Consider the following 23329-nt stretch of genomic DNA (forward strand, 5'->3'; position numbering starts at 1 on the left):
CAGAACGGTTTGCGAAACAAATGGAGGGGTCTTGCCCCGACAAGTTCTGATTGATGCAGACGGCTGCCCGGTGGTGAATTTGACGTTGCAGATTGCAAGACAGTTCAGTGTTCCGGTCATCATCCTGTGTGACACAGCTCACCAAATCGAACGGGAAGGTGCGCAGACGCTGGTGTTCGATAAAGGTTCTGACAGCGTGGACTTTGCGCTTGTCAACCGGGTAAAACCGGGAGATGTGGTCGTAACACAGGACTACGGCCTTGCGAGTATGTGCCTTGCCAAGTGCGCCCGGGTGCTGAACCAGAACGGTTTGGAATACACCGCCGACAACATGGAAGCTCTCATGCTGCGGCGGTATGAAAACAAAAAGCTCCTCTGTGCCGGGAAGCACCCCAAGGGGAGCCCAAAGCGGACGAAGGAGCAGGATGTCAGGTTTGCGGACACGCTTGAGAAGATTCTGAGCAAAAATTATTGATACATACTTTTGGAAGGTTGGAGAAATCCGATTGGATACAAAAAAGCACCAGCCTGAGCCGGTGCTTTTTGTTGGCGGAGATGGTGGGATTCGAACCCACGTGCCCGGTTAAGGACAAAACGATTTCGAGTCTTTGAAATTGTTGGATGAAGCTGGTCCCTCGCGGCCGTCATTGGCAGCTGAGGGCATTTTTGTAACCTCCCAAAAGGCACGTCGCACCGCAATTTGCAGGCGAAAATCGGCCACTTTTTGCGAAACGACGTTAGAAAAAGCCTTTTTCACACAGGTCGTCAGCGGCTGCATTTCAGGTGTAGTTGTGTTAGATGTCCGTTAGAATTATGCAGTGCTGCCGTTGCTGTGCCAGCTCACAGCAGGCTTCCCTGTCTGAACGCAGCGTTTCCCGAAAGCCGGGAGATGCTGCGTTTTCTCTTGCCCGCATTGGGCTGAAAGGGAAGCCGCCATGTCAACATTCCGCGTCAATAAAAACGTCAACTACACCGTTATGAGCAACCACCACCTGCAGGATAAGAGACTGTCCCTGAAGGCCAAGGGACTGCTGTCCTATATGCTCTCCCTGCCGGACGATTGGGATTACAGCCTGAAAGGGCTGACCGTTGGTTGCAAGGATGGTCTGGACAGTGTACGCACCGCTGTTCTGGAACTGGAAGAACACGGCTACGTCCGCCGTCAGAAAGTTCGCAATGCCAAAGGGCAGATCATCGACTACGATTATCAGGTTTATGAATCGCCTGTTGAGGACGATCCTGCCGTTCCCGACAAGGAAGGCGGGCCATCGAACCCGTCCGCAACCAAAAGCCCGAAAAGCCGCATGAAACCTTGTTCTTCACCATTTTTGGATTTTCCAAATTTGGCTGAGCCCAATTTGGAAAAGGCAACGCAACAAAATACTAATAAACAAAATACTAAAAGACAAAGTACTAATCTATCAGGGCAGGCAGGCGAATCCGCAGATTTTGACCAGATGGAAGCACAGGTACGGGAGGAGTTTCGGGAACGGCTGGAAATTGACACTCTTGCCCAGCGGTACGACCCCGACAAGCTGGAGGAACTGCTGGACAACATTGTGGAGATGTACTGCTGTCCTCGGCAGACCCAGTATGTCGGCAAACAGCCGCAGACCACCAAAGCCATCCGGCTGCGGCTGGACAAGCTGACCAGCCAACACATTGAGTACATCTTCGATGTGATGTCCAACACCACCCAGCCCATCAAGAACATCATGGCCTATCTGCGCACCACCATCCTGAACGCCCCCCACCACGATGGAGCACTACTATCAGGCGCAGGGTAACTGGCTGACCGCGCAGAGCCGGAAGGAGTGAACACCGTTTTCCACAAAGACCGCAAAACACGTTGAAAGTACAAAGGAGAATTTCCATGAAGAACTCGAACGCCGTCCGCACCGAGATCCATTACGCACAGGTTGGGGAGTATCAGCTGCCCCTGTTCACCCTGCCACAGACCGATGATACCGAACTGCTGGGCAAGTATAGTCGGATGCGGCTGGCCTATCTCAAGAATCAGCGTCCTGTGCTGTACAGCCGGATGTTGCTGAACGGCACGCTCTGGCCGCATTTGCAGGATGTCCAGAAAACAGCCTGCGAGTGGCTGGAACGCACGATGACCACTCTGTTAGACAAGTACCCCGCGCCGGACAAAGAGCGCGCACAGCTTCTCTGGGTGGCGCACATGAATGGGCTGAAAGCGCAGGCTGAAGAGGTAGTGGTGAGGGAAGTCGTGTATGCAGAATGAAACCACGATTCATCTTGTCTATCCATCCAAACATGGTATAATGGAACAAAGGAGCGTGATACCATGAGCCCAATCGAAGTCCCTGCAAAAATCCAGTTGGTCGAAAAGCGTGAAACACGGACGAGCCGTGGAATGCTCTCAAAGGGCTGGTATCAGGTAGACGACCAGCTTGTCATGGTCAAGGGCAACTCCATCACAGAGGCCGGAACCGCTGGGTATGAGCCGTATTCTGAGGTGATGGCCTCGCTGATTGCACAGGTACTGGGTCTGCCTCATGTGGAATACGCCCTGATGCCTGCCAAACTCTTTCCCGACATTCAGACCTATTCCTGCGATGTGGTCAGCGTCTGCCCCAAGTTCACAACGGACGATGAACAACTGTATCATTTTGCAGACTTGGCTGATGCCCATTTCCTTGCCAGCGGTCGGGCCGCTTCACCGGAGGCACTGTTTCAGTATGCGGTAGAATTGTATGGCAAGAAGTGGCTCTATCAAATGCTGGCGTTCGACGCCTTTATTGGCAACGAAGACCGCCACGAGAACAATTTTGATGTAATCGTCCGGGATGGAAAAAATTATGCTCCGCCTATTTACGACAATGGCGGCAGTCTGCTTGCATGGGCGATGGATGAAGAATTGACTGACACGAAGCTCCGTTATCAGTTCGATAAATCGAAGCCGTTCCGCAGCCATCACGCCCAGCAGATCAAACTGGTCGACGAGCCTGTGCTGCCTGTGTGTGATCTGGATACGCTGTATACAGAAATCGTTCAGGCTATTTCGCCTATTCTTGCATTGTTGAGCGAAAAAAGAGCATCTGCGATCCGTCAATACCTGAAATACCGTCTGCACTACCTGAAAGTCGCTATGGGGTGATAAAATGGCCTATCTGAAATTGATGATGGATGAAAAAGAAATCGCACACCTAAGCGAAGATGGGCAGTATCTCTGCGCCAATGAGAGTGTGCCGCAGTATGACCTGCCTCTGAACCTCTTTATCGGCAACAGCCGCAAAGTGCCGCTGGTCGATGTGGTCGTCTGGGCAAAGAAGCGCATCTTTCCCCGGAATCGGATGGACTGTAAAGAGATTCTGAAAATGATGGGTCTGCCGGACTACAATGCGTGGGAAATTGTTAAACGTACCAATGCCTGCCTGATGGAAGACCCCTATTGGCTGCGATTCAGCGAAGATGAGACCTTTGAGGACACCACGCGCGGACGAGCCAGAAGGATCATGAATGAGAATTGGAAAAGCAACTGATACTAATTGATATCAACTTATATCAATTAGTGGGCACAACAAAGCCCACCGGGTGGATGAAATTCCGGCCTGTGGGCTTTGACAATTTTCCGCGTTATTAAATCTGTCCCATACTAAAACGTACAGAGCTGCTTAACAGGTGTAAGCGGGAATCTTTTTTCCACGCCTGCCATGGTGCACATTTGTGTGCCGGGCAATTCCAGAGAAGCGTGTGCGCAGGAAACTGCCATTTTAAGCAGTTGGTCGCCTTGGGTGCACTGCTTTGCGATTGCGTATCCTGATCCTGTGGGTCATCAAAATGTTCTAAACCGTACAGGATCGGCACGGTTTTTCGGGACTGCAAAGGTCTAAAGTCCCCAAGCGTCCAACTTACAACAAAAATGAGACAGGCGACCCGCCTTTCGGGAAGCCTGTCTCATTTTTCCGTTGGGGGCTATTTGCGTTACTGAGAAACAGCCCGGTTTGGAAACTCAGTGATCGAAGGAGAATGGGGAAACTACTTAAAGACTGATATCCTTGCCGCCATTGAGCTTGCTGAAAGCCAACAGAGAAATGACGGTGAGGATGGTCATAATGGTGGACAATGCGGCTGCAGTACCGTAGTTGCCGCGGATGACCTCGGTATAGATTGCTACCGTCAGGGTCTTGGTCTTGCCGGTATACAGGATGATTGCGGTAGACAGTTCACTAATCATGGTGACCCAGCTCAGGATGGCACCAGAGATGATGCCGGAGGCCATCATGGGCACTGTGATGCGGAAGAATGCCTTCATCTTGGAAGCGCCCAGCGAGATGGCAGCTTCCTCAATGCTCATGGGGATCTGCTGCAGGATAGCCACCGACGAGCGGATGGTATAGGGCAGACGCCGGATGATGAGTGCCACCACCATGATGAGCATGGTGCCGCTGATGAGGAGCGGGGGCTTATTGAAGCCGATGAGCAGTGCGATGCCAAGGACCGTGCCGGGCACGATGTAGGGGATCATCGAGAGGATGTCCACCACGTTGGTCAGGGCATTGCGGCGGCGCACCACCAGATAAGCGATGAGAACAGCCAGCAGCACGATGACGACCAGTGCCAGCAGGGGGATGATGATGGTGTTCTGGATGCTGCGGCCCAGCTTGCCGATAGCGGTCTGGTAGCTCTGCAGCGAGTAGCCGTCCACGAAGATCTTGCCCTGCGTGTTCTTGAACGAGGTGTAGATGACGTAGGCCTGCGGCAGAATGGCGACGCCCACCACGAGGTAGACCGCCAGATGCACCAGAGCGTTGATGCCCTTGCGGGCCTCCCGCTCCTCCACGGGGTGCATACTGTTCAGAGCAAAGGCGTTCTTATTGGAAACGTACTTCTGGACGAGGAACACCAGCGTGGTAATGACGATAGCGATGACGGCGATAGCGGCCGCAAAGCCGTCGCTGCCGCCCACCTCGTTGATGAACTCGGTGTAAAGGACAACAGGGAAGGTACGGTAGCCCTCACCGATCAGCATCGGGGTGCCGAAGTCTGCAAAGGATCGCATGAACACCAGCAGAGCTGCAGCCAGCAGGGTGGGCATGATTAGGGGCACGACCACTTTGAAGAAGCAGGCAATGCCAGAGCATCCGAGGTTTTCAGCCGCCTCGATGAGGGAGTTGTCGATGTTCTTCAGTGCACCCTTGGCGTAGAGGAACACCAGCGGGAACAGCTGGAGCGTCATGACCAGCACGATGCCGCCGAAGCCGTAGATGTCCGGGATGGCGATACCGAGGTTTTTGAAGAATGTGGTAATGATACCGCTGCGACCCAGCAGCAGGATCCATGAGTAGGCCCCGATGAAGGGAGCCGACATAGATGCCACCACAATGAGGATATTCAGCACCGACTTGCCCTTGATCTTAAAGATCGTGAATAGGTATGCCAGTGGGGTGCCAATAGCGATGGAGAGCACCGTCGCTGTGATGGACACCTTGAAGCTGTTGATCAGGGTATCGAAATAGTAGCTCTTGGAAAAGAACTTGGTGAAATAAGCCAGCGTGAAGCTGCCGGTGTCGGGGTCCAGCACAGACTGGCGGATCAGGTATGCCATCGGGTAAAGCAGGAACAGTGCATAGAGTGCGATGGTCCCCAGCGTAATGGCTCCCCAGACATCAAGACGGAACTTATTATTGTTTTTCATAAGCGTCGCTCCTGATGAGATTGGTATCGCCGTCCTTGGTAAAGACGTTAATCTTCTCTTTCTTGACCTTCAGCAGCACCTTCTCGCCCTTCTTGAGACCCTCGCCAATGGAGGACTCCTCTACGATCTCCACCGAGTCACCCTGATCGGTGTCAATGGTGTAGTGGGTGTTGAGGCCGAGGTAGGTGCACTCCTGCACGGTGCCGTGGATGCCATCGGTGCCGTCCTTGCAGATAATGAACTCCTCCGGGCGGATGGAGCAGCGCACATCCTGCTCGGCAGCCTTGTCCAGAGCGTCGATGTGCTCATGGTAGCCGTCGGCAAAGGTGATGATGCCATCCTTGACGTGGGCGTCCACGATGTTGGTGCGGCCGATAAAGGTGGCAACAAAGACATTCTTCGGGCGCTGGTAGATATCGCGGGGAGTGCCAACGTGCTGGATAACGCCGTCCTTCATAACGGCGATACGGTCACTGATGGCCATTGCCTCTTCCTGATCGTGGGTGACATACACGGTGGTGATGCCAACGCTCTTCTGGGTGTGGCGGATGACGCTGCGCATCTCGACACGGAGCTTTGCGTCCAGATTGGAAAGCGGCTCGTCCATCAGCAGCACATCCGGCGAGATAACCAGTGCGCGAGCCAGTGCGATACGCTGCTGCTGACCGCCGGAAAGCTGGTTGGGCATCCGGTCGGCATACTGCATGATCTGCATCAGGTTCAGAAACTCATCTGTCCGCTTCTTTATCTCGGTCTTGTCCACCTTGCGGTTTTTCAGACCGAATGCCACATTGTCCCGGACGGAGAGGTTCGGGAAGATGGCATAGTTCTGGAACACCATGCCGATGTTGCGCTTGCTGGGGTCCATATCGTTGATGCGCTTCTCGTTGAAGAAGATGTCGCCGCCCTCAATGGAGTTGAAGCCTGCGATCATACGGAGAAGGGTGGTCTTGCCGCAGCCGGAGGGACCCAGCAGGGTGAACAGCTCACCATCTCCGATCTCCAGATTCAGGTCCGGGATGACCGTATTATTCCCGTAGCGCTTTACTGCGTCTTTGACTGATATTCTGCTCATACTAGCCTCCTGCTGCCCTTTGAATTATTCGCTCTGCAGACCGGTGAAGATCTCAGTGTACTTGTCCACCAATTCTGACTTGTGGGCGCTGACGTAGGGAATGTCCTCTTCGATGACATTGATGTCTGCCATCGGGGTCATGGCATCGTTGGTAGCAGCGTCCTTCATAACAGGGCGGTTGGTCAGGGTGCTGCCCCAGATGTTCTGGACTTCCTCGCTCAGGATGAAGTCAATGAACAGCTTGGCATTGTCCATGTTCTTTGCGCCCTTGATGATGGTGGCGCCAGCAGGAAGGAAGACAGCACCTTCCTTCATGTAAACGATCTTGACAGGTGCGCCGTCCAGAACCAGCTGAGCACAGGGATCCTCATAGGACAGACCCACCACATACTCGCCATCGGCAACTCCCTTGTAAACGCTGCTGGAGCTTTCGCAGATCTTGCCGTCCACATTCTCAAACAGGTCGTGGACGTACTGCCATGCCTTATCGTCCTCGTAGCCGCCCATTGCAAGCAGCATATTGGTCAGTTGAGCGAAAGCGGAAGAGGAGTTGGCGGGGTCGGCAGTGGCGATTTTACCCTTCAGAGCCGGGTTCAGCAGATCTTCGTAGCCCTCGATCTTGATGTCACCGATGAGGTCGGTGTTGACGATGAGGACGCTGCCGTCCAGCACATTGCCGGTGATGAAGCCGCACTTGTTTTTGTAAGCATCGATGACGTTTGCATCGTTGGCGGAAACATACGGTTCCCACAGATCTTCGTTGGTGTACATCAGCGACCAAGAGCCGCCGAACATGACATCTGCGTAGGGATCGTTCTTCTCGGACTGGATACGCTTGATCAGTTCGCCGGTGCCGGCCTGAATCAGCTCGACGTTGACGCCGTATTTCTCCTCAAACAGAGGAATGGTGGCGTTCATCAGACCCTCAGAGTTGGGCGAGTAGATCACGAGGTCGCCGCCGCCCTGTGCAGCAGTACCGGAAGCGGCAGTGGAAGCAGCGGTAGAACCGGCAGAAGAGGTGCTGGCGGAGGAGCCGCCGCAAGCGCTCAGAGCAGCAGAAGCTGCGATAACACCGGTAGCCATCAGGAACGAACGACGAGAAATCTTTTTCATAGTAAAAACCTCCATTTTTTACTTGAAACTTTTCGATAGTCCCATTTTAATGCTTATAGCACAAAAATAATACTCAAATTGCAGAACAAATGGAAAAAATACCGAACAACGGCTGTTCGGTATTTTTTTATAGACACTTATTTCAAGGTGCTCTGGTACTCCCGCACCGAGCAGCCTATGTATTTTTTGAAAACGTGGTTAAAATATTTGTACTCACCAATGCCGCACTCCCAGCCGATTTGGGAGATGGGCAGTTTTCCTTTCCGGATGAGTTCCAGAGCGTTCTGAATACGGCAGCGGTTGAGGTAGTCAATGACCGTTGTGCCAAGCTCTTTTTGAAACTTCTGGTTGATGTACCGTTCCGAGTAGTGGAACTGTTCCTGAAGGTCAGCAAGTGTTATCTTGCTCTGGTAATTCTCTTTCAGATAGGCTACGATGCGTAGCACCAGCGGGTCAGAGACCTTATCTTCGCTTAATGGCGGCAGAGCTGTCCGGCTGCGGACGGCCTCTGTCTCGTCCTCCCGCTGTTGGAGGTATTGGTTATCCCCCGCAAGGCGGACAGCCTTCTCCAGCGCAGTACGCATCTCGTCCATGTCGAGGGGTTTGAGCACATAATCCGATACGCCGTTCCGAATGGCCTGCTGGGCGTACTCGAACTCCGAGTAGCCTGTCAGGATGATGGCAATATAGTTGAATTTCTCTCGGGTGTCGGCGATCATCTCAAGACCGCTTTTTACCGGCATAGTAATGTCAGTAATGACGATGTCAGGCTGCAGTTCAGCGATCTTTTCTTCACCTGCTGCCCCATTCTCTGCCTCGCCCACCACCGAGCAGCCGCACTCCTCCCACGGTACCGAGTAACGAATGCCCTTGCGGATGATTTCTTCATCTTCTACCAATAGAACGCGATACATGGTTTACATTCCTCCCAGCCGGAGTTTGAGTTTCACCGTGAAGCCTTCGCCCTCGGTGCTGTCGATGGTTAGTCCGCTGTCACCGCCGTAGCCCAGCCAGATGCGACGGTTGATGTTCTGCAGACCATTGTGCTCGATGTTCACTTCATCCGAGCGCAAAGTGTCTCGCAGCTGTTCCAGCATTGTCTCGTCCACGCCTCCGCCGTTATCCTCTACCGTGAAATAGAGCGCATCCTCCCCCAGCCAGCCCCGTACCCTTATATGGATACGTGGCTTCTTCTGGAATCCATATTTGATGCTGTTTTCCAGCAAGGGCTGTAAAAGTAGCTTCGGGATGATGAACTCCATGCAGGCGTCGTCGATGTCGATCTCGTAGGAGAAATTTGCACCGAAGCGGGTGGACTGGATCACAAGGTAATCCTGCAGATATTTCAGATCATCTTTAACAGGGACATTGTGCTTTGTGTTGTTGATGCTGTAGCGCAGGATGCCGATAAACCGTCCAATCAGCTGCTGGGCTCGCTGGGGGTCTGTCGGGATAAGATAGCGGATATTGTCCAGCGTATTATAAATAAAGTGGGGATTGATCTGCGCCTGAAGATTCTGCATCTCCATCCGGTTGTTCACTTCGGCAAGAGCGATATTGCGCTGGCTCAGCTCTTGAATGCTGCGAACCATCTTGTTGACCTGATGGGCAATCTCCTCGATCTCATCGCCGGTGTCGATCTCGATGATGTGATCAGGGGCCTCCTTGCGGATGATGCGGATCTCCCGCACGAGGGTGTCCACCGACTTTACCATCTGCTCAGTCATAGCGTGCATAATGCGGGCGAACATTGCCGCCCAACTCAGTCCCAGCAGTACGATCAGGAGCAGACCCACGAAAAGATAACTGTAATTCGTGGGCGAGTAGATGAAGGAGTAAGCCAATACCGTGCCGTTTTCCAACGAGCGGCTGCTGCGCAGATAGCGGTTCCCGTTCACTCGCACATATTGCGCTGCATCGGCGGGCAGATACTTGTTGGCGTTCTTTTGGGAGAGGAAAGAGAAACTTGAACAGGCAATGACATCACCGTTGGATTTGGTGAGGATAGCATCGTACTGGTACTGGCTAAACAGTTTTGTCCAGTCGTTCTCATTCAGATAGACTGCCACAGCACCCTGATATTCGCCATCCCGGTAGAGCGGATGTATCATAACGTATTCTGAGCTGTTGGCTCGGAAGTGGTAGACCGTGGTGTAGACGGTCCGCATAAGATGGCAGGCGTTGTCCACGGCGATGCTGTTAAATTCCTGCCGGTGGAGATTCATCTCTCCCTCCGAAAAGGTTGTGAACCGAACATTTCCCTCAGAGTCGGTAAGGATGAGCTGTATCTCCACAGGAGCCGAGACGTTGTACTGGCTGATAAGATAGCGCAGGTTGTCCTGATCATTCCGCAGCTCGGAGAGGAACAGCTCGGTGTGTCCAGCGTCCAGCAGAAAGGCTGACGTGTTATTGTACACCTCATGGAAGGTGGCGGCAACACTCTCCAGATGGTCTTCCCGCCGAGCGTTCTGGTTGAGAGCATTCACAGCAGCGATTGCAATGCAGAACAAAAGACATCCCAGCAACAGGCTTGAAATCAGCTTACGGGAGACGCTCTGCTCCAGCTCCTGCTGAAAGCGGCTCTTTTTGTAGGTGCGATCGGGGTGACTATGCTCCATACTTTCTTCGCTCCTGCTCTTCGATATACTTTGCCATACTTCGATTATAATGCCTTGAATCAGATGCGTCAACGGGCGTGTTGCTGCCCTTTTTTATTGCATAACACAAAAAACTGCCCGGAACGACCTTCTCCTATCGTTCCGGGCAGTTTTAGCAGGAGGAATCTGCTACCGTGGATGTTCAAATCAGATGAGCCGATCAAACGTTCTCATTCAGGAATGCAGCAATTTCTTCTGCTGCGACGGTCTCATCCTCACCCTCAACCGTGACGGTGATGGTTTCGCCCTGCTTGATGCCAAGTCCCATGACTTCCATCAGCTTGCGCATATCAGAGGTCTTGCCATCTTTTTCAATGGTGACCTTGCTGGCATACTTCTTTGCCAGCTTGACCAGCAGACCGGCGGGGCGGGCGTGGACGCCAAGTTCGTCCTTGATGGTAGGGCGTCTTTTACTGGGTCCGCTTTGGCTTGGTACATATCGATACCGCGACTAGGGCTGCTTGCGCTGGGAGAACCTCAAGCCCTGTAATCATCATGCTTCCGTGATGGCTGCGCACTCCTATGGCGCATCCAAAAAGCGTTTTGCAAAAACGCGCAGCCTGCATCGGCACGATGCAGTTCAAGGGTTTGGGATTTCCCAACAAGCATTTTGAAATTGGATTTTGAAAAATCCAATTCAAAAATCGCAAGTTGGTACCAACTTGCACTGCTTGCAGCGAATGCGAACGCCTTTTGAATTGCAAAATGATTTTTCAGTTGCTATACTGGGCTTATAAAAATTTTTTCGGGAGGACGCCGTAGTGACTGCACAGATAATGTAAATCGGGAACAGACCTTGCCGCATTTACGGCCAAGCCCATGCAGAATACCTACTGCTCCAAATGACCGGTGAACATGAGCTGCAAAGCATGGATTATGAAGTGGCAACAATAGAACAAAGCAGCCGGAATTTTTTGTTTGCGGCTATTCCGGTGGAAAGTTGGAACGATGCACTTTCCCCGTGGGAAGCCCCTGCTGTCTGGGGAAAGCAGGGGTTCAGCGGCAAGGCTGGGGACGCTCTGCGCTTTCTGACGGAACAGGTCATGCCAACACTGAAACAACAGTTTGAACTCTCGGAAAACGTCAAAATCATTCTGGGCGGCTATTCGCTGGCGGGATTGTTTGCACTGTGGGCATCCACCCAGACAAATCTGTTCTACGGTGTCGCCGCTGCCTCGCCCTCTGTTTGGTTTCCGGGCTGGATGGAGTTTGAACAGCGGCACCCGATACAGACGCAGCACATTTATCTGAGCCTTGGTGACAAGGAAGAGCACACGAAAAGCACCGTCATGGCTGCGGTTGGCGATAACATCCGTGCCCTGCACAGCCAGCTTACAGCGCGTGGAGTAGACTGCACCCTTGAGTGGAACAGCGGCGGGCACTTTAAGGACGCTGATTTGCGTACCGCGAAAGCCTTTCGGTGGACGATGGAGGAACACACATGACCATTTTGATCGATGCCGATGGTTGCCCTGTGGTGGATTTGACGTTGCAGATTGCAAAGTGGTTTGGCGTTCCGGTCATCATCCTGTGCGACACCTCTCACCAACTCGAACGGGAAGGTGCGCAGACGCTGGTTTTCGATAAAGGGGCTGACAGCGTAGACTTTGCGCTTGTCAACCGGGTAAAACCGGGGGATATTGTCGTAACACAGGACTACGGGCTGGCGAGTATGTGCCTTGCCAAGTGCGCCCGGGTGCTGAATCAAAATGGCTTGGAATACACCGCCGACAACATAGACGCTCTCATGCTGCGGCGGTACGAAAACAAAAAACTCCTCCGCGCCGGAAAGCACCCCAAGGGGAGCCCAAAACGGACGAAGAAACAAGATGTCAGGTTTGCGGATATGCTTGAGAAGATTCTGAGCAAAAATTATTGATACATACTTTTTGAAGGCTGGAGAAATCCAGCCTTCTTTTTTGGCGAATATCGATTTGAATGATTACATCTTGGTTACAGTTTATAAGTTGTGGGTGTAGAATGGCCTTTTTCGTCGGCTACCAAGTGAGAGCATCTTTTTTCAAGAGTGCTTCGACTTTGGACACGCTCACTGTTGCAAATTGTCTACCTCAGTTGGCTGCTCGACAAACTAACGATATTTTAACTCGGCGGTTGTTTCAACTATATTTTCCAAGAACTTTTTAACGGATTTCTTTTTCGGGTAACAAAAAGCCCTTTTTCGATGCCTACCAATTAGAGGGACAATTTTTCGGAAGCCTTAAATTTCGAAGATTTTCTATAAAACTCTGTTCTTTGAAAACAGAATAGTTCAATCGTCCGGTACTTCACAAAAGGTACTTCTGTAACTCGCAGCCCGGTCATAACGAAGACGGGGTGGCTGAAATGCCAATGGTGCGGTGCAAGCCCGCTGCCGGACGATTCCCCACTCCTAGGGTGCCGAGGGCGAATATGGGAGACCTATATCATATTGACGCAGATGGGCTGCAAGCCCATCTGCGATGCGAGAGCTGGAATTGCTGCCAGTTCTCTTTACATTGTCACCTGACCGCAGCCTTGCTGCAAAGGATGACACACTTTTTGGCCTTAAACTACTTATACAGAAGGAGTGCCTATGAAGTTTAACGATGCCTATTCCCAGATGTTTCCCGGTTGCCCCGATGCCGTCAGCCTCCAGCAGGCTGCGGAGATGCTTGGTCTGAACCGTCACACGGTCGGGGAACTGATCCGTTCCCGCCGCCTGTTTGCGCTTAAAATCGGCCGCACCTACCGTATCCCGAAGCTGAGCGTGATTGAGTTCCTGCTCACCGGACAGAGCACCTTCCCGGCTGGAAATCCGCCGCTGGATGTGGTATGCTGTGGGTGCAGCAACGGACAGCACGCCTGTTGACCCAAAGGAGGTTTATGATGAAAACTACAGGGTCTGTCCAAGAGAAAAATGGACGTTTCTATTTCGTGGTCAATCTTTATGATGCCAACGGCAAGCGGAAGATCAAGTGGATCTCCACAGGTCTGACCGTCCGGGGCAACAAGCGCAAGGCGGAATCCATGCTCCGGGAAGTGCTGCTCCACTATGATGAGACCGGGGAGCTGCCCACAGGGCGGGGAGGCACCTACGAAAAAGTAGACGCTAAAACCGCCAAGTCCTTGCCGCAACCTCTCCAACCCGTTAACAAGTCGGAGATGCTGTTTCTGGACTATCTCAACGAGTGGGTGCAAGTCCATAAAGCATCCATCCAGCCTGCAACCTTTATCAGCTACAATCGGATGATCACCGGGCGCATCACGCAGTATTTTGAGCCGCTGGGCTTGAAGCTGTGCGAGGTCACGCCGCAGGTGCTGGATGAGTTTCAGGAGAAGATCTTGCTGGAGGGCTACACCACTAACACGGTCATTCACTACCACGCCATCTTCGGTAAAGCGTTCAAGGATGCCGTCCGCAAGGACTATCTGGAAACCAACCCGATGCTGAAAGTTGACCGCCCGAAGAAGAACAGCTTCCGGCCCAACTTCTACTCCAAGGATGAAGTCCAGCAGCTGCTGGAAGTATCGCAGGATGACCCCCTGCACCTGTGCATCCTCATTACAGCCTACTACGGTCTGCGCCGCAGCGAGGTGCTTGGGCTGAAGTGGTCGTCTATCGACTTTGAGCGCAAGTCCATCACCATCAATCACAAGGTGACGGAACAGTTGGTGAACGGCAAGTACGTTCCTGTGGTCAGCGATGTGATGAAGAACAAGACCAGCTGCCGCACCCTGCCGCTGATCCCGGCTGTGGAAGAAGAACTTCTGAAGCAGAAGGAAAAGCAGCAGCTTTACCGCAAGCTGTTCAAGAAGAACTACAGCACTGAGTATCTGGATTTCGTCTGCACCGATCAGGAAGGCAAGCTGATCCGCCCGAACTTCGTGACGGAGCACTTCGACTGGCTGCTTCGGAAGTATAGCTTGCCCCGCATCCGCTTCCACGATCTGCGCCACAGCTGTGCCAGCCTGATGGTGATGAACGGCGTATCCATGAAGCAGGTTCAGGAGTGGCTGGGGCACAGTACCTTTTCTACCACCGCTGACATCTACGCACATCTCGATTACAAGAGCAAGGAAGGGTCGGCTGGGGTCATTGCCGGGCTGTTAGAAATGAAAAAGTAAAAAGACCGTTGCATTCCACAGCAGTTTCAACGAACGGTAGTATTTCTAACGGATTCAACAGGCGGCCTGTTAAAGTTCCTGTTGGAGAGAATTTAGGAGAGAACGGGCTTTCAAAGTAGGATCTTAGCTATTGTTGTCACAGCATCACCGTTGGATTTGGCAACAAAAAAGGCGCAGATTCGTTTGAATCTGCGCCTCTGGCGGAGTAGCAGGGATTTGAACCCTGGCGCCCCTTGCAGGGCCTACGAGATTTCGAGTCACGCCTCTTCGACCGCTTGAGTACTACTCCTTGTTGTATTTCGAGAGAAAATTGCAAGTTGTATATTGCTGATTTCCTCTTGAATCTTAGAAATTTAATGTTAGAATATTGTTAGAAAACGCATCGTTCAGACAGGCTTTGAAGCCTGTCAGGACATCAAAATTGACGTTCTCCCGTGTGATATGGAGACACCCAGCGAAGCATCCACTTGGATTTCGAGTCGTTCTCGTTACGACCGCTTCGATACATCTCCATAATAAACCTTATACAGTATAACAAAAAAGCCTGCTGCCGTCAACACTTTTCTCCAAGTGCCTCGCAAAGCGCGGTGCAGCGCCGGGTGCTGCGCCTGAATCATCCGCACACAGTACAAAACAGCCTGCACACAAAAACAGGCCGCTGCACAAAGCTTTGTGCAGCGGTCTGCGGTCATAGTTCAGCTATGATACGCTCAGTTCTTGCTGGTGCTCTGATTTGCGATGAACTCGTCGTACACTTCCTTGGTGATCTCCCAAGTCATGGAATACTCGGAGTTCTCGCGGATGGGCATAAACTTGAACACCACGGTCTGACCTTCTTCCAGAGTGGGGAAGTGGTCGGCGGCCAGATGGATGGTGATGGGCTTTTTCTGTTGGATCAGGCTGTTCTCAGCGTCTAGAATGCGCACGCCGCCCCAGTTATCGCTGAAGTAGACCGGCTCGCCCTTCACATCCTTTACGGCAACAGAGAAGCGGTAGGGGTCCAGCGGGATGGGGTTTGCACGGGCAGACTCAATGTCCACCTCCAAAGTGCAGGTGCCTTTCTCGATCTTCATGCTTTTCAGGCCGGCAATGACATTCAAATCGCTTTTGATCGCACTGGGCAGTTCTTTGCTCACCGGGTTTTGGGGATCCTGATATTCACAGCCGCCCAGCAGACTGGCACCGGCCACAGCCACTGCGGTGGCTGCCGAATACTTCAGGAATGCGCGGCGGGAAAATGTATAAGACATGGTTTGTTCCTCCGTTTTTTACCTATATGTTCTTCCACCTGGGATCAGTTCGTGGAGGTGCCGGGAAGCTCCGGTTCCAGAACATCTGCGGCCAGCTCCCAGTTGGCGCTGAACTCGCTGTACTGCAGGTCAGGGTAGTAGGTAAGGGTCACAGGGCCGTCTGTCAGCGCGTTCAGGTCCTTTGCTTTCACATAATAGGTGAAGGTTTCGCCCTGCTTGACCTGATGGCTCAGAGAATCCGGGTAGATCACCTGCAGCTTGTCGTTCTGATAGGCAAGGTAGCCCTCTGCCTTTACGGCAAAGTTTGCCTTAGTGACCTCCAGCGCGTTTTTACGGCCGTTGGTCACCACCAGCCGGAACAAGGTGGTGTTGGTCTCTTCATCGTATTCCACCCAGTCCAGCGTGGAGACGACCTTCAGCACCGTGTTGCTGGTGCCGGGAGCGTGCTGCACCGGGGCATACCCGGAGCAGCCGGTCAGCAGGCTGCTGCCCGCCACAGCCACAGCGGTGAGGGCGGTATATTTCAGGAAAGAGCGGCGGGAAAATTCCCCAGTCATATTCGTTCCTCCTTTGGGACACATCAATACAGATTCTGCCATAGGGCACTACCTATACAATAGGCGAAACAGAGAAAAATGTCAATGATTTTCCGCAAAACAAATGTGAATATTTTGTGGCAGCATCGCGCATTTTAGACGAAGTTTAAGTGTTTTTTCTGGTGATTCTGTCAGCTGCGGATCACATCGGAAGCGTTCATGACAAAAGTCAGGCTCTTGCCCTCCAGGAAGGTGGGCACATAGGTGACCTTCAGCTGTTTCCAGTCCTTAGGCACCATGAGCATCAGCACAATGTAGGCGCTGCCCTGCGGGGGCAGGCTCTCCACATCGGAAAAGCTCTGGGAATTGGCATTGTACAGCGAGATATTGGCGCAGCAGGCAGCAGGCTGACCATCGCAGACGGCGGTAAAATCCGGGGTAGCAGCAGCCATAGCCTGAAAGTTTGCGTCCACGTTCTCCAGCGGGGGCACAGGGTAAGCCTCGTTGATGGCGTCAATGCCCTGTGCGCCGATGGCGTAGCTCTCGGTCTTGCTGCGGTTGACGGTGGTCACCCGCACGCCCAGATACTCGTAGCCTGCCGGCTGCACGGGGTCCTGCGTCAGGTGGAACACGCTGGTCAGCTGCACGCCCAGACCGTTCCAGTTGCGGACGGTATCGCCCACCTTGACCTCTACCACGGTATCGCTGCCGTTAGACTTGCATCCGCCCAGCAGGCTGGCTGCGCCCAGTGCAGCCGCAGATGCACCGGTGCACTTGAGAAAGCTGCGGCGGGAAATGACAGTAGACATAACGTTATATCCTCCTTGAAGGGTGATTTTCTTTTTCTTTCTTATTTGGTTATACCGTTTCCCGGACGCAGATGCAAGAGCCCGGGGCGATTCTTTACAACAATTTCACAAGCAGGGTCACTCCTGCGGCGAAAGTCCCTTGACGTGGGTCTCACTGGTTTTGACCAAGTTTAACAGGCTGGGCGTGTACAGGGGAAATTCTCTTGTCAGGCTCTCGGTGGTCATGGCAAGGCAGGCGGGGTCCTTGACGCCCTCGCCGCCGTTCACGTCCTGCCCGTCCAGCAGTGCCTCTACGTTGGCTTCAGCCATCCGCATCACGGCATCGGAATAGCCGTGCCAGCGGTGGGGCTCGATGCTGAACATACTGGAAGCATTATGCGGCTCCGCAGAGTAGAGCAGCCGGAACATCTTGGCCACCGCCATCATCAGGTAAGCGCTCACCTCGGTGGTCAGCGCCTTGCTGTGGCACTGGCCGATCTTGGCGTAGAGCACGTTCAGGCTGTTGGAGATGAGTTTTTTGTTCATGGTGGGCAGCACGCTGCCGTGGTAGACGTTGTCTTTCATCTTTTCGGGGTTGGGCAGATCCTCGGCAGAAAGCATCATGCCGTTGCGCTCGGCGCTGCGCCCCAGCAGATAGTCGCAGGAAACATTATAATAATCTGCCACCCGCACCACAAAGTCCAAGCCGCACTCGCGGATGCCTTTTTCGTAGTGGGACAGCAGCGCCTGAGAGACCCCCAGATCCTCTGCCGCCTGCTTTTGGGTGATGCCGCGCTCCTTGCGCAGCAGCTTGATGATGCGATTGAACTCCATGATGTGCTCTCCTCAATATCTGCAGGATCTATTTTTGGTAACATCCTTGTTTTTGGTTTACAACAGGTTGATTATACACATTGGAAAACGACTTGTAAAGCAAGAAAAATGCCGATATTTTTCGTCTTTTTTCGTCATTATTGTCAAAACTCTTGCCCGCCCCCCCACATCTATGCTAAACTATGGGTATTAACACATAGATTTTGTGTTTTCGCTGTGAAAGAAAACCGACAGCCGTGGTGAATGTCCGTCTTTTCTGAAACAAAAATTTTTCAAATAGGTGGTTCCATCTTTCTGCAGTTTGTGCTATAATCTCTTCTTGGCGACTGTTCTTGACCGGCGCACAAATCTGCAAAGGACAAGCCAGACGCTATAAAAGGTAATATACCAAGAATAAGAAAGAGGAAACTTCATCATGAAACTCGAGCGCAAAGTCCGTCTGTGCAGCGCTGCCGCTGCTGTCCTGATCGCCGCCATCGCCCTGACCGGCTGCGGCGGTTCCAAGACCACTGCTTCTTCCGCAGCCGCTTCTTCTGTGGCTGCTTCCACCGCTGCTGCCACCAACAACAGCTGCGGCGAGGGTGTGACTTGGGCACTGGCTGACGGCACCCTGACCATCAGCGGCACCGGCCGTATGACCAACTTCACCAAGGACGCTCCGGCTCCTTGGGCTGATCAGGCCGACCAGATCACCACCGTTGAGGTGGAGGGCACCGTTACCAGCGTGGGTGCTACCGCCTTCAAGGACTGCACTGCCCTGACCACCGTGAACATCGCCGACGGTGTAGAGTACATCGAGGCCGGCGCCTTCAACGGCTGCACCGCCCTGACCGAGGTCAACATCCCCCTGAGCGTGGGCTACATCAAGACCGGCGCATTCAAGGGCTGCACCGCCCTGACCAGCGTGACCATCCGCGACAACTGCCGTCTGGACATGAACGTGTTCCCCGATACCGTGGAGGTCAACTACGCCGAGGGCTAAGCCCCATCCGTAATTTTAAACCAAAAGAGGTGTGATCCATGAAAACCTTCAAGCTTCATCTCATCCGCCACGGCATAACCGCGGGCAACCTGCAAGGCCTGTACATCGGCAGCGGCACCGACCTGCCCCTGTGCGACGAGGGACGCGCCCAGCTGGCTGACCTGAAGGAGCGGTTCGCCTACCCGCAGGTAGACACCGTGTTTTCCTCCCCGCTGCTGCGCGCGGTGGAAACTGCCAACATCCTGTTCCCCGGGGCTGCCCACCAGTTTACGGTGCACGACCTACGGGAGGCCGGTTTTGGCAAGTTTGAGGGCAGACCCGTAAAAGAGCTCGTGCACGACGAGGACTTTAAAAAGTGGATCACCCCGGGCTCCGGCTATCTGCCGGAGGGCGCAGAGCCCACCGAGCAGTTCCATGCCCGCTGTGCCGACAGCCTGCTGAAGCTGTTTGAGTACATGATCCGTATGGACGTTACCGAGGCCGCCTGCGTGACCCACGGCGGCGTGATCATGAGCATGCTCAGCCAGCGCGCCGTACCCACCCGCCGCCCCGAGCAGTGGATGGCAGACCCGGGCTGCGGCTACACCGTGCAGACCGATGTGCAGCTGTGGATGCGGGACAAGCTGGTGGAGGCTATCGACATCGTACCCTTCGGCTACGCCGACACCCTGCAGGGGCAGGCCGAAGCCGAGGAAAACGAGGCCTACGAATAAACAAAGGGTTACAGTTTCCCGCTGCCCCTTGACAGAACGCGCAGAATCCTTTATTGTTAAAGGGTAGTGTATTGTATCGTATACAGGAGGAACGCTGTCATGTCCCAATCCATCTCCCGCCGGTCATTCCTGAAATGTGCCGGTTCCGGTGCGGTCAGCCTTGCGGCTGCGCTGCTTACCGGGGTCTGTGCTGCGGCGCAGCAGCCGTGTCTTGCGGGTGAGCCTGCCCTGCTGGACGGCAAAGCTGCCGTAGAGCTGCTGGGCTATGCCCCGGCACCGGAGCTGGGCGGCGTGCTGGTGTACCTCTCGGTGGAAAACCTTTCGGCGGCCAGCCTGCCGGTGGATACCAGCTATCTGCAAAGCCGTGGTCTGCGCACCCGGGAGCAGCTGTACAGCATGGGCACCGGCGTGACCGCTGCCTGCGACGGTCAGAGCGTGCCCTGCGGCAGCTTTGCCGCCCCGCTGTACAGCGAGAATGCAGCGGATGCTTCGGTGTTCACCCTGAACCTTGCCGCCGGACGCGGTGCGCTGCTGCACTGCTTCTGCGCCGTGCCGGAGGACTGGCAGACCCTTGCGCTGACATGGCACCCGGATTTTGCCGCCGGGCGCAGCGCCATCTTTACGGTGCGCCGCGATGCCGATGAAGCCGCTCTGGGCCCCGTGCCCACCACCCCCGCCGAGGTCGGCAGCGTGGTAGACCTGTAACAGCATAGTAAAAGAGCCATTGCACGAAATGACGTGCAATGGCTCTTTTTTGCTTGGTAAGACCCCTTCCGTCATCGCCTGCGGCGTGCCAGATTTCTCCGAGGTCGAGACGATTTGAAATGGCCTCCGCTGTGCTCTGGCCATAATCAGCGGAAGAATGATTTTAAATTTCGGGTTACAGGAAAGTCTGCGGACTTTCCTGTAACCCATTTTCACGGGAGGAGTCATAGAGGGAAACGGCATTTGCAGCACCGCTTTCTGCGAAAGCGCGGCGCTGCGGGCGTGCCCGCTCCCCCTTGGGGGAGCTGTCGAGCGTAGCGAGACTGAGGGGCTTCAAATCGGCGGAGCCGGAAAAAACGGTTAAAAGATCTTCACGCCGAACAGGCGTGAATCTTCAGTTTTTTCCGGTGTAGCCCTCTGCTTTGGGGTTAAAAGGGGCGAGCAGCCCCTTTTTCGTGGCTCCAGCGCGTCGAAATCGCTGGTGGTTTTCTGGTTCTCTTTTGCCACCAAAAGAGAACATCCCCTGGCAAGCAGAACCTTCCCCGCGGAGCGCATTCAAAATCGTCCCGTTGCCGGAGATCAACCGGCGCCCACCAGCGCCTCCCCGGTGCTGTTTTGCACCAGCAGTTCCTGCCCGGTAAGGCTGGAGAGCAGGGCAATGTAACTGCGCCCTGCCGGGAGCTCCAGCGGCTTGCCGTTGGAATCGTAGAGGGCAAGGGTACTCTCTACGCCCTGCGTCCATGTGATCTGCCACAGGTGTCCGCCGTTCAGCCAGACACCGCCGCCCATGGAAAGATCGTAGTCCAGCGTGCGGCCATCGTCCCGCAGGGAAGAGCCGCTGTACAGGATGAGCAGGTTGTCAAAGGCTGCCTGTGTGCCGGTGTTGGCGTCCAGCTGAGGGGTGCCATCCGCGTGCAGCATCCCGTAGGCGGCAAGGGCGTCATCGTAGACAAAGCCGGTGGCACCGCCGGACTGGAAATTCACGGTCACTTTTACCGCATCTGCAGCGGTTGCATCCGGCAGATGGCCGGTGTCCCGCTGGGGCAGCAGGGCAGGCAGCACGCCCGCCGTTTCGCTCTCGCTGCCGGAGGCGGTGTTCTGGTTCACGGCAGTGGAGATGCTCAGGCTGTCCAGCACCGAGGCGACCGCCTTGCCGCTGGTGCGCCACAAAGGCGTACTGTTCCAGCCATAACCGGTGCTGACAAAGGCATTGCGCCCCACCTCCTGCGCGTCCACCGCGCGGAGGTTATAGTATTCCAGATACCGCTTGGCATACGCACTGCTGCCGCACTGGATGGGCAGCACCTGCTGCCCGCTGAGCAGCCGCCAGTATAAGTCCTGCCCGCGCGTCACCGGCCCTACCACGGGCATTGCGCTGAGGGCGGGGTATACCAGACACAGCTCGGTGGAGCTGCCGCTCTCGGTCAGGGCTTCCAGCACCACCGAGGCGCTGCCGATGCCCCACTGGGTAGTGCTGCCGGTGGTGTTCTCAATGACCACCGCAGCCGCCCGCTGTTCCGGGTACAGCAGCTGCTGTCCGGTAAGCGGGTCTGCCGGGGCGGTGCTTTCTGCGGGCGCAGCGGCGGTGCTCCCGCAGCTGCCCAGCAGCACCGCGCACAGCACGGCTGCACCAAGGCGCAGGCTCCATTTGCGTTTCATGGGCTTCTCCCCTTACTGATAGTTGAAGTTTTGCCACTCGTCGTCGTCCACGATGGCCAGATAGGTCTTGCCCCGGTTGAAGCACAGCTCGCTGCCGTCGGCGGCATAGACCTTGAGCGGGTGCTCCGGGGAGGCTTTCTGCCATGTGCCCCGCTGCACTGCGCCCCGGGTGAAGAAATAGGCCTCGCCGCCGGACGCATAGTCCACCTGCTGCACGCCGCCGGAGTTGCCGGGGTAGTCCGCGATGCCCGCAAAACAGACCAGCAGATTGGTAAAGCCAAGCTGCTTGCCGGTCAGCTCGTCCACGGTGTTCTCAAAAGCACCGGCGGCGCGGCTGTACATGGACATTTTATAAAGGTGATCCCAGCGGTTGTAGCTGAAGGTGGTCTTGTAGCTGTCCGAGTGCACGATGTTGATGGTCTTGGCGGCGGCAGCGCCGGACATCTTGTTCTCTGCACCGGTGCGGTAGTCCGCAAAGCGGAAGAAGGTGCTCTCGTAGGGGTATTGCAGCCCGATACCCGCGTTGGCAGCGGCCTGCCGGATCTCGGCGCCGGAGGTGAACTCGGTGTGTTCATACGCCACATTGCGGCCGCGGCTGTCGCGGTGCGCCACATGGGGATGGGTGGGGGTATCAAAGTAGCTCTTGCCGCCGATGTTCAGGCCGGAGTAGTTGTACACATTGATAAACTTGGTGCAGGGGGCACTTTCGCCATCGTGATAGTACAGCGCCTGCCACGGCATGAGCAGCTGCAAGAACTGGTCGCGGCCGGAGCGCAGCGGCCCTACTTCCGGGATGGCATTGGCGTCATAGTACACCGCGCAGAAGCGGGAGATGCCGCCCTCCACCTTGCTCTCGATGAGCAGGTCGGCAGAGCTAAGGCCGCGCTGCGGGCGGGCGTTCTGTCGCTGGGTGTTGCTGATGTTGTTCACCATCACACCCACCATGCGGCCATTGCTGCGGCGGGGCTCACCGGTAAGGGGGTCGGCGTTGTAGGCGGGCAGGCTGCTGTCGGCGCTTTCTGCCGGGGCTTCAGACGCAGCTCCGGCGTCCGGGGCAGCGGCTTCGGTGCTTTCAGAAGAGGCGGCGCTGCCGCTCTTCCCCAAGGTCTGCTGCAGCCAGTCGGAAAAACCGTTGCCCACACAGGCGCTGCCGGTGGGTGCGCAGCCGGACAGAGCCAGCGAGGCGGCTGCCAGCCCCGAGGCACGAAGAACGGTACGGCGTGTGATCTTTTTCATGCAAAAAACCTC

The 23329-nt window shown here is 54.8% G+C and carries 23 protein-coding genes, 1 tRNA gene and 1 pseudogene; 12 read left to right on the forward strand and 13 right to left on the reverse strand.

The window, feature by feature from the left end; translation table 11 throughout:
- The first annotated feature begins 31 nt into the window (after positions 1-31).
- The 5 genes from DXB44_RS09610 to DXB44_RS09635 all read left to right on the forward strand — a co-directional run bounded on the left by DXB44_RS09610 (position 32) and on the right by DXB44_RS09635 (position 3509).
- Positions 32-475, forward strand: a complete 444-nt coding sequence (locus tag DXB44_RS09610; protein ID WP_118658630.1) for a DUF188 domain-containing protein — start codon at positions 32-34, stop codon at positions 473-475.
- Positions 476-935: 460 nt separating this feature from the next.
- Positions 936-1787 carry a DUF6017 domain-containing protein gene (locus tag DXB44_RS14435; protein ID WP_147366434.1) on the forward strand — a complete coding sequence of 284 codons (852 nt, stop codon included), beginning with the start codon at positions 936-938 and terminating at the stop codon, positions 1785-1787.
- An 86-nt stretch (positions 1788-1873) separates the two neighbouring features.
- Complete coding sequence (locus DXB44_RS09625; RefSeq protein ID WP_118658576.1) at positions 1874-2248, forward strand: TnpV protein; 375 nt, start codon at positions 1874-1876, stop codon at positions 2246-2248.
- Between the two features lie 63 nt (positions 2249-2311).
- The gene (locus DXB44_RS09630) at positions 2312-3124 is read left to right on the forward strand and encodes a hypothetical protein (protein ID WP_118658577.1); all 813 of its coding nucleotides are present in this window, start codon (positions 2312-2314) and stop codon (positions 3122-3124) included.
- 4 nt (positions 3125-3128) lie between these two features.
- Complete coding sequence (locus DXB44_RS09635) at positions 3129-3509, forward strand: hypothetical protein (protein ID WP_118658578.1); 381 nt, start codon at positions 3129-3131, stop codon at positions 3507-3509.
- Positions 3510-4009: 500 nt separating this feature from the next.
- Here the strand turns inward: DXB44_RS09635 and DXB44_RS09640 are convergent, their stop codons facing one another.
- From DXB44_RS09640 to DXB44_RS09665, 6 genes and pseudogenes are all read right to left on the reverse strand, one after another.
- Positions 4010-5665, reverse strand: a complete 1656-nt coding sequence (locus DXB44_RS09640) for an iron ABC transporter permease (protein ID WP_118658579.1) — start codon at positions 5663-5665, stop codon at positions 4010-4012.
- A complete protein-coding gene (locus tag DXB44_RS09645) occupies positions 5652-6740 on the reverse strand; it encodes an ABC transporter ATP-binding protein (RefSeq protein ID WP_118658580.1) in 1089 nt (362 codons plus the stop codon). Before DXB44_RS09645 ends, DXB44_RS09640 begins: the two co-directional genes overlap by 14 nt.
- A gap of 24 nt (positions 6741-6764) precedes the next feature.
- The gene (locus tag DXB44_RS09650) at positions 6765-7853 is read right to left on the reverse strand and encodes an extracellular solute-binding protein (protein WP_118658581.1); all 1089 of its coding nucleotides are present in this window, start codon (positions 7851-7853) and stop codon (positions 6765-6767) included.
- A gap of 137 nt (positions 7854-7990) precedes the next feature.
- Positions 7991-8767 carry a response regulator gene (locus DXB44_RS09655; protein ID WP_118658582.1) on the reverse strand — a complete coding sequence of 259 codons (777 nt, stop codon included), beginning with the start codon at positions 8765-8767 and terminating at the stop codon, positions 7991-7993.
- Between the two features lie 3 nt (positions 8768-8770).
- A complete protein-coding gene (locus tag DXB44_RS09660; RefSeq protein ID WP_118658583.1) occupies positions 8771-10471 on the reverse strand; it encodes a histidine kinase in 1701 nt (566 codons plus the stop codon).
- Positions 10472-10670: 199 nt separating this feature from the next.
- Positions 10671-10922: pseudogene (locus tag DXB44_RS09665) on the reverse strand (HPr family phosphocarrier protein); the annotation flags it as partial.
- A gap of 430 nt (positions 10923-11352) precedes the next feature.
- Between DXB44_RS09665 and DXB44_RS09670 the strand changes: the two are divergent.
- The 4 genes from DXB44_RS09670 to DXB44_RS09685 all read left to right on the forward strand — a co-directional run bounded on the left by DXB44_RS09670 (position 11353) and on the right by DXB44_RS09685 (position 14614).
- Entirely contained in the window at positions 11353-11955 is a 603-nt protein-coding gene (locus DXB44_RS09670) for an alpha/beta hydrolase-fold protein (protein ID WP_243111112.1), read from the forward strand.
- Positions 11952-12389 carry a DUF188 domain-containing protein gene (locus tag DXB44_RS09675; RefSeq protein WP_118658585.1) on the forward strand — a complete coding sequence of 146 codons (438 nt, stop codon included), beginning with the start codon at positions 11952-11954 and terminating at the stop codon, positions 12387-12389. The genes DXB44_RS09670 and DXB44_RS09675 overlap by 4 nt, the downstream gene beginning before the upstream one ends.
- Before the next feature lie 693 nt (positions 12390-13082).
- The gene (locus DXB44_RS09680) at positions 13083-13358 is read left to right on the forward strand and encodes a helix-turn-helix domain-containing protein (protein ID WP_118658586.1); all 276 of its coding nucleotides are present in this window, start codon (positions 13083-13085) and stop codon (positions 13356-13358) included.
- A gap of 14 nt (positions 13359-13372) precedes the next feature.
- On the forward strand, positions 13373-14614 hold the full coding sequence (locus DXB44_RS09685) for a site-specific integrase (protein ID WP_118658587.1): 1242 nt from the start codon (positions 13373-13375) through the stop codon (positions 14612-14614).
- A gap of 198 nt (positions 14615-14812) precedes the next feature.
- Here the strand turns inward: DXB44_RS09685 and DXB44_RS09690 are convergent.
- The 5 genes from DXB44_RS09690 to DXB44_RS09710 all read right to left on the reverse strand — a co-directional run bounded on the left by DXB44_RS09690 (position 14813) and on the right by DXB44_RS09710 (position 18022).
- Positions 14813-14903 (reverse strand) — tRNA-Ser (locus DXB44_RS09690).
- 421 nt (positions 14904-15324) lie between these two features.
- Complete coding sequence (locus DXB44_RS09695; RefSeq protein ID WP_118658588.1) at positions 15325-15864, reverse strand: twin-arginine translocation signal domain-containing protein; 540 nt, start codon at positions 15862-15864, stop codon at positions 15325-15327.
- A gap of 44 nt (positions 15865-15908) precedes the next feature.
- Positions 15909-16421 (reverse strand): twin-arginine translocation signal domain-containing protein, encoded by a 513-nt coding sequence (locus DXB44_RS09700; protein WP_097779430.1) that lies wholly within the window; start codon positions 16419-16421, stop codon positions 15909-15911.
- Positions 16422-16591: 170 nt separating this feature from the next.
- Positions 16592-17209, reverse strand: coding sequence for a twin-arginine translocation signal domain-containing protein (locus DXB44_RS09705; RefSeq protein WP_055186478.1), 618 nt, complete (start codon positions 17207-17209; stop codon positions 16592-16594).
- A 117-nt stretch (positions 17210-17326) separates the two neighbouring features.
- Positions 17327-18022, reverse strand: coding sequence for a helix-turn-helix transcriptional regulator (locus DXB44_RS09710; protein WP_055186477.1), 696 nt, complete (start codon positions 18020-18022; stop codon positions 17327-17329).
- A gap of 415 nt (positions 18023-18437) precedes the next feature.
- Here DXB44_RS09710 and DXB44_RS09715 point away from each other — a divergent pair, with 415 nt between their 5' ends.
- The 3 genes from DXB44_RS09715 to DXB44_RS09725 all read left to right on the forward strand — a co-directional run bounded on the left by DXB44_RS09715 (position 18438) and on the right by DXB44_RS09725 (position 20422).
- Positions 18438-19004 (forward strand): leucine-rich repeat domain-containing protein, encoded by a 567-nt coding sequence (locus tag DXB44_RS09715; protein WP_118658589.1) that lies wholly within the window; start codon positions 18438-18440, stop codon positions 19002-19004.
- A gap of 38 nt (positions 19005-19042) precedes the next feature.
- Positions 19043-19717 (forward strand): histidine phosphatase family protein, encoded by a 675-nt coding sequence (locus DXB44_RS09720; protein WP_118658590.1) that lies wholly within the window; start codon positions 19043-19045, stop codon positions 19715-19717.
- 99 nt (positions 19718-19816) lie between these two features.
- On the forward strand, positions 19817-20422 hold the full coding sequence (locus DXB44_RS09725) for a Tat pathway signal sequence (RefSeq protein WP_118658591.1): 606 nt from the start codon (positions 19817-19819) through the stop codon (positions 20420-20422).
- Positions 20423-21001: 579 nt separating this feature from the next.
- Here the strand turns inward: DXB44_RS09725 and DXB44_RS09730 are convergent.
- Together DXB44_RS09730 and DXB44_RS09735 are read right to left on the reverse strand one after the other, a co-directional pair.
- On the reverse strand, positions 21002-22081 hold the full coding sequence (locus DXB44_RS09730) for a DUF3048 C-terminal domain-containing protein (RefSeq protein ID WP_118658592.1): 1080 nt from the start codon (positions 22079-22081) through the stop codon (positions 21002-21004).
- A gap of 12 nt (positions 22082-22093) precedes the next feature.
- Entirely contained in the window at positions 22094-23317 is a 1224-nt protein-coding gene (locus DXB44_RS09735; protein ID WP_118658593.1) for a DUF3048 domain-containing protein, read from the reverse strand.
- Between the last annotated feature and the right edge of the window lie 12 nt (positions 23318-23329).

Source organism: Faecalibacterium sp. OM04-11BH, assembly GCF_003482185.1.
Taxonomy (GTDB): Bacteria; Bacillota; Clostridia; order Oscillospirales; family Ruminococcaceae; genus Faecalibacterium; species Faecalibacterium tardum.

Bases quoted from the DNA above. Each gene is read 5' to 3' on its own strand.
- DXB44_RS14435 (WP_147366434.1), top strand. From the start codon at position 936: ATGTCAACATTCCGCGTCAATAAAAACGTCAACTACACCGTTATGAGC.
- DXB44_RS09625 (WP_118658576.1), top strand. From the start codon at position 1,874: ATGAAGAACTCGAACGCCGTCCGCACCGAGATCCATTACGCACAGGTT.
- DXB44_RS09630 (WP_118658577.1), top strand. From the start codon at position 2,312: ATGAGCCCAATCGAAGTCCCTGCAAAAATCCAGTTGGTCGAAAAGCGT.
- DXB44_RS09635 (WP_118658578.1), top strand. From the start codon at position 3,129: ATGGCCTATCTGAAATTGATGATGGATGAAAAAGAAATCGCACACCTA.
- DXB44_RS09640 (WP_118658579.1), bottom strand. From the start codon at position 5,665: ATGAAAAACAATAATAAGTTCCGTCTTGATGTCTGGGGAGCCATTACG.
- DXB44_RS09645 (WP_118658580.1), bottom strand. From the start codon at position 6,740: ATGAGCAGAATATCAGTCAAAGACGCAGTAAAGCGCTACGGGAATAAT.
- DXB44_RS09650 (WP_118658581.1), bottom strand. From the start codon at position 7,853: ATGAAAAAGATTTCTCGTCGTTCGTTCCTGATGGCTACCGGTGTTATC.
- DXB44_RS09655 (WP_118658582.1), bottom strand. From the start codon at position 8,767: ATGTATCGCGTTCTATTGGTAGAAGATGAAGAAATCATCCGCAAGGGC.
- DXB44_RS09660 (WP_118658583.1), bottom strand. From the start codon at position 10,471: ATGGAGCATAGTCACCCCGATCGCACCTACAAAAAGAGCCGCTTTCAG.
- DXB44_RS09670 (WP_243111112.1), top strand. From the start codon at position 11,353: ATGACCGGTGAACATGAGCTGCAAAGCATGGATTATGAAGTGGCAACA.
- DXB44_RS09675 (WP_118658585.1), top strand. From the start codon at position 11,952: ATGACCATTTTGATCGATGCCGATGGTTGCCCTGTGGTGGATTTGACG.
- DXB44_RS09680 (WP_118658586.1), top strand. From the start codon at position 13,083: ATGAAGTTTAACGATGCCTATTCCCAGATGTTTCCCGGTTGCCCCGAT.
- DXB44_RS09685 (WP_118658587.1), top strand. From the start codon at position 13,373: ATGATGAAAACTACAGGGTCTGTCCAAGAGAAAAATGGACGTTTCTAT.
- DXB44_RS09695 (WP_118658588.1), bottom strand. From the start codon at position 15,864: ATGTCTTATACATTTTCCCGCCGCGCATTCCTGAAGTATTCGGCAGCC.
- DXB44_RS09700 (WP_097779430.1), bottom strand. From the start codon at position 16,421: ATGACTGGGGAATTTTCCCGCCGCTCTTTCCTGAAATATACCGCCCTC.
- DXB44_RS09705 (WP_055186478.1), bottom strand. From the start codon at position 17,209: ATGTCTACTGTCATTTCCCGCCGCAGCTTTCTCAAGTGCACCGGTGCA.
- DXB44_RS09710 (WP_055186477.1), bottom strand. From the start codon at position 18,022: ATGGAGTTCAATCGCATCATCAAGCTGCTGCGCAAGGAGCGCGGCATC.
- DXB44_RS09715 (WP_118658589.1), top strand. From the start codon at position 18,438: ATGAAACTCGAGCGCAAAGTCCGTCTGTGCAGCGCTGCCGCTGCTGTC.
- DXB44_RS09720 (WP_118658590.1), top strand. From the start codon at position 19,043: ATGAAAACCTTCAAGCTTCATCTCATCCGCCACGGCATAACCGCGGGC.
- DXB44_RS09725 (WP_118658591.1), top strand. From the start codon at position 19,817: ATGTCCCAATCCATCTCCCGCCGGTCATTCCTGAAATGTGCCGGTTCC.
- DXB44_RS09730 (WP_118658592.1), bottom strand. From the start codon at position 22,081: ATGAAACGCAAATGGAGCCTGCGCCTTGGTGCAGCCGTGCTGTGCGCG.
- DXB44_RS09735 (WP_118658593.1), bottom strand. From the start codon at position 23,317: ATGAAAAAGATCACACGCCGTACCGTTCTTCGTGCCTCGGGGCTGGCA.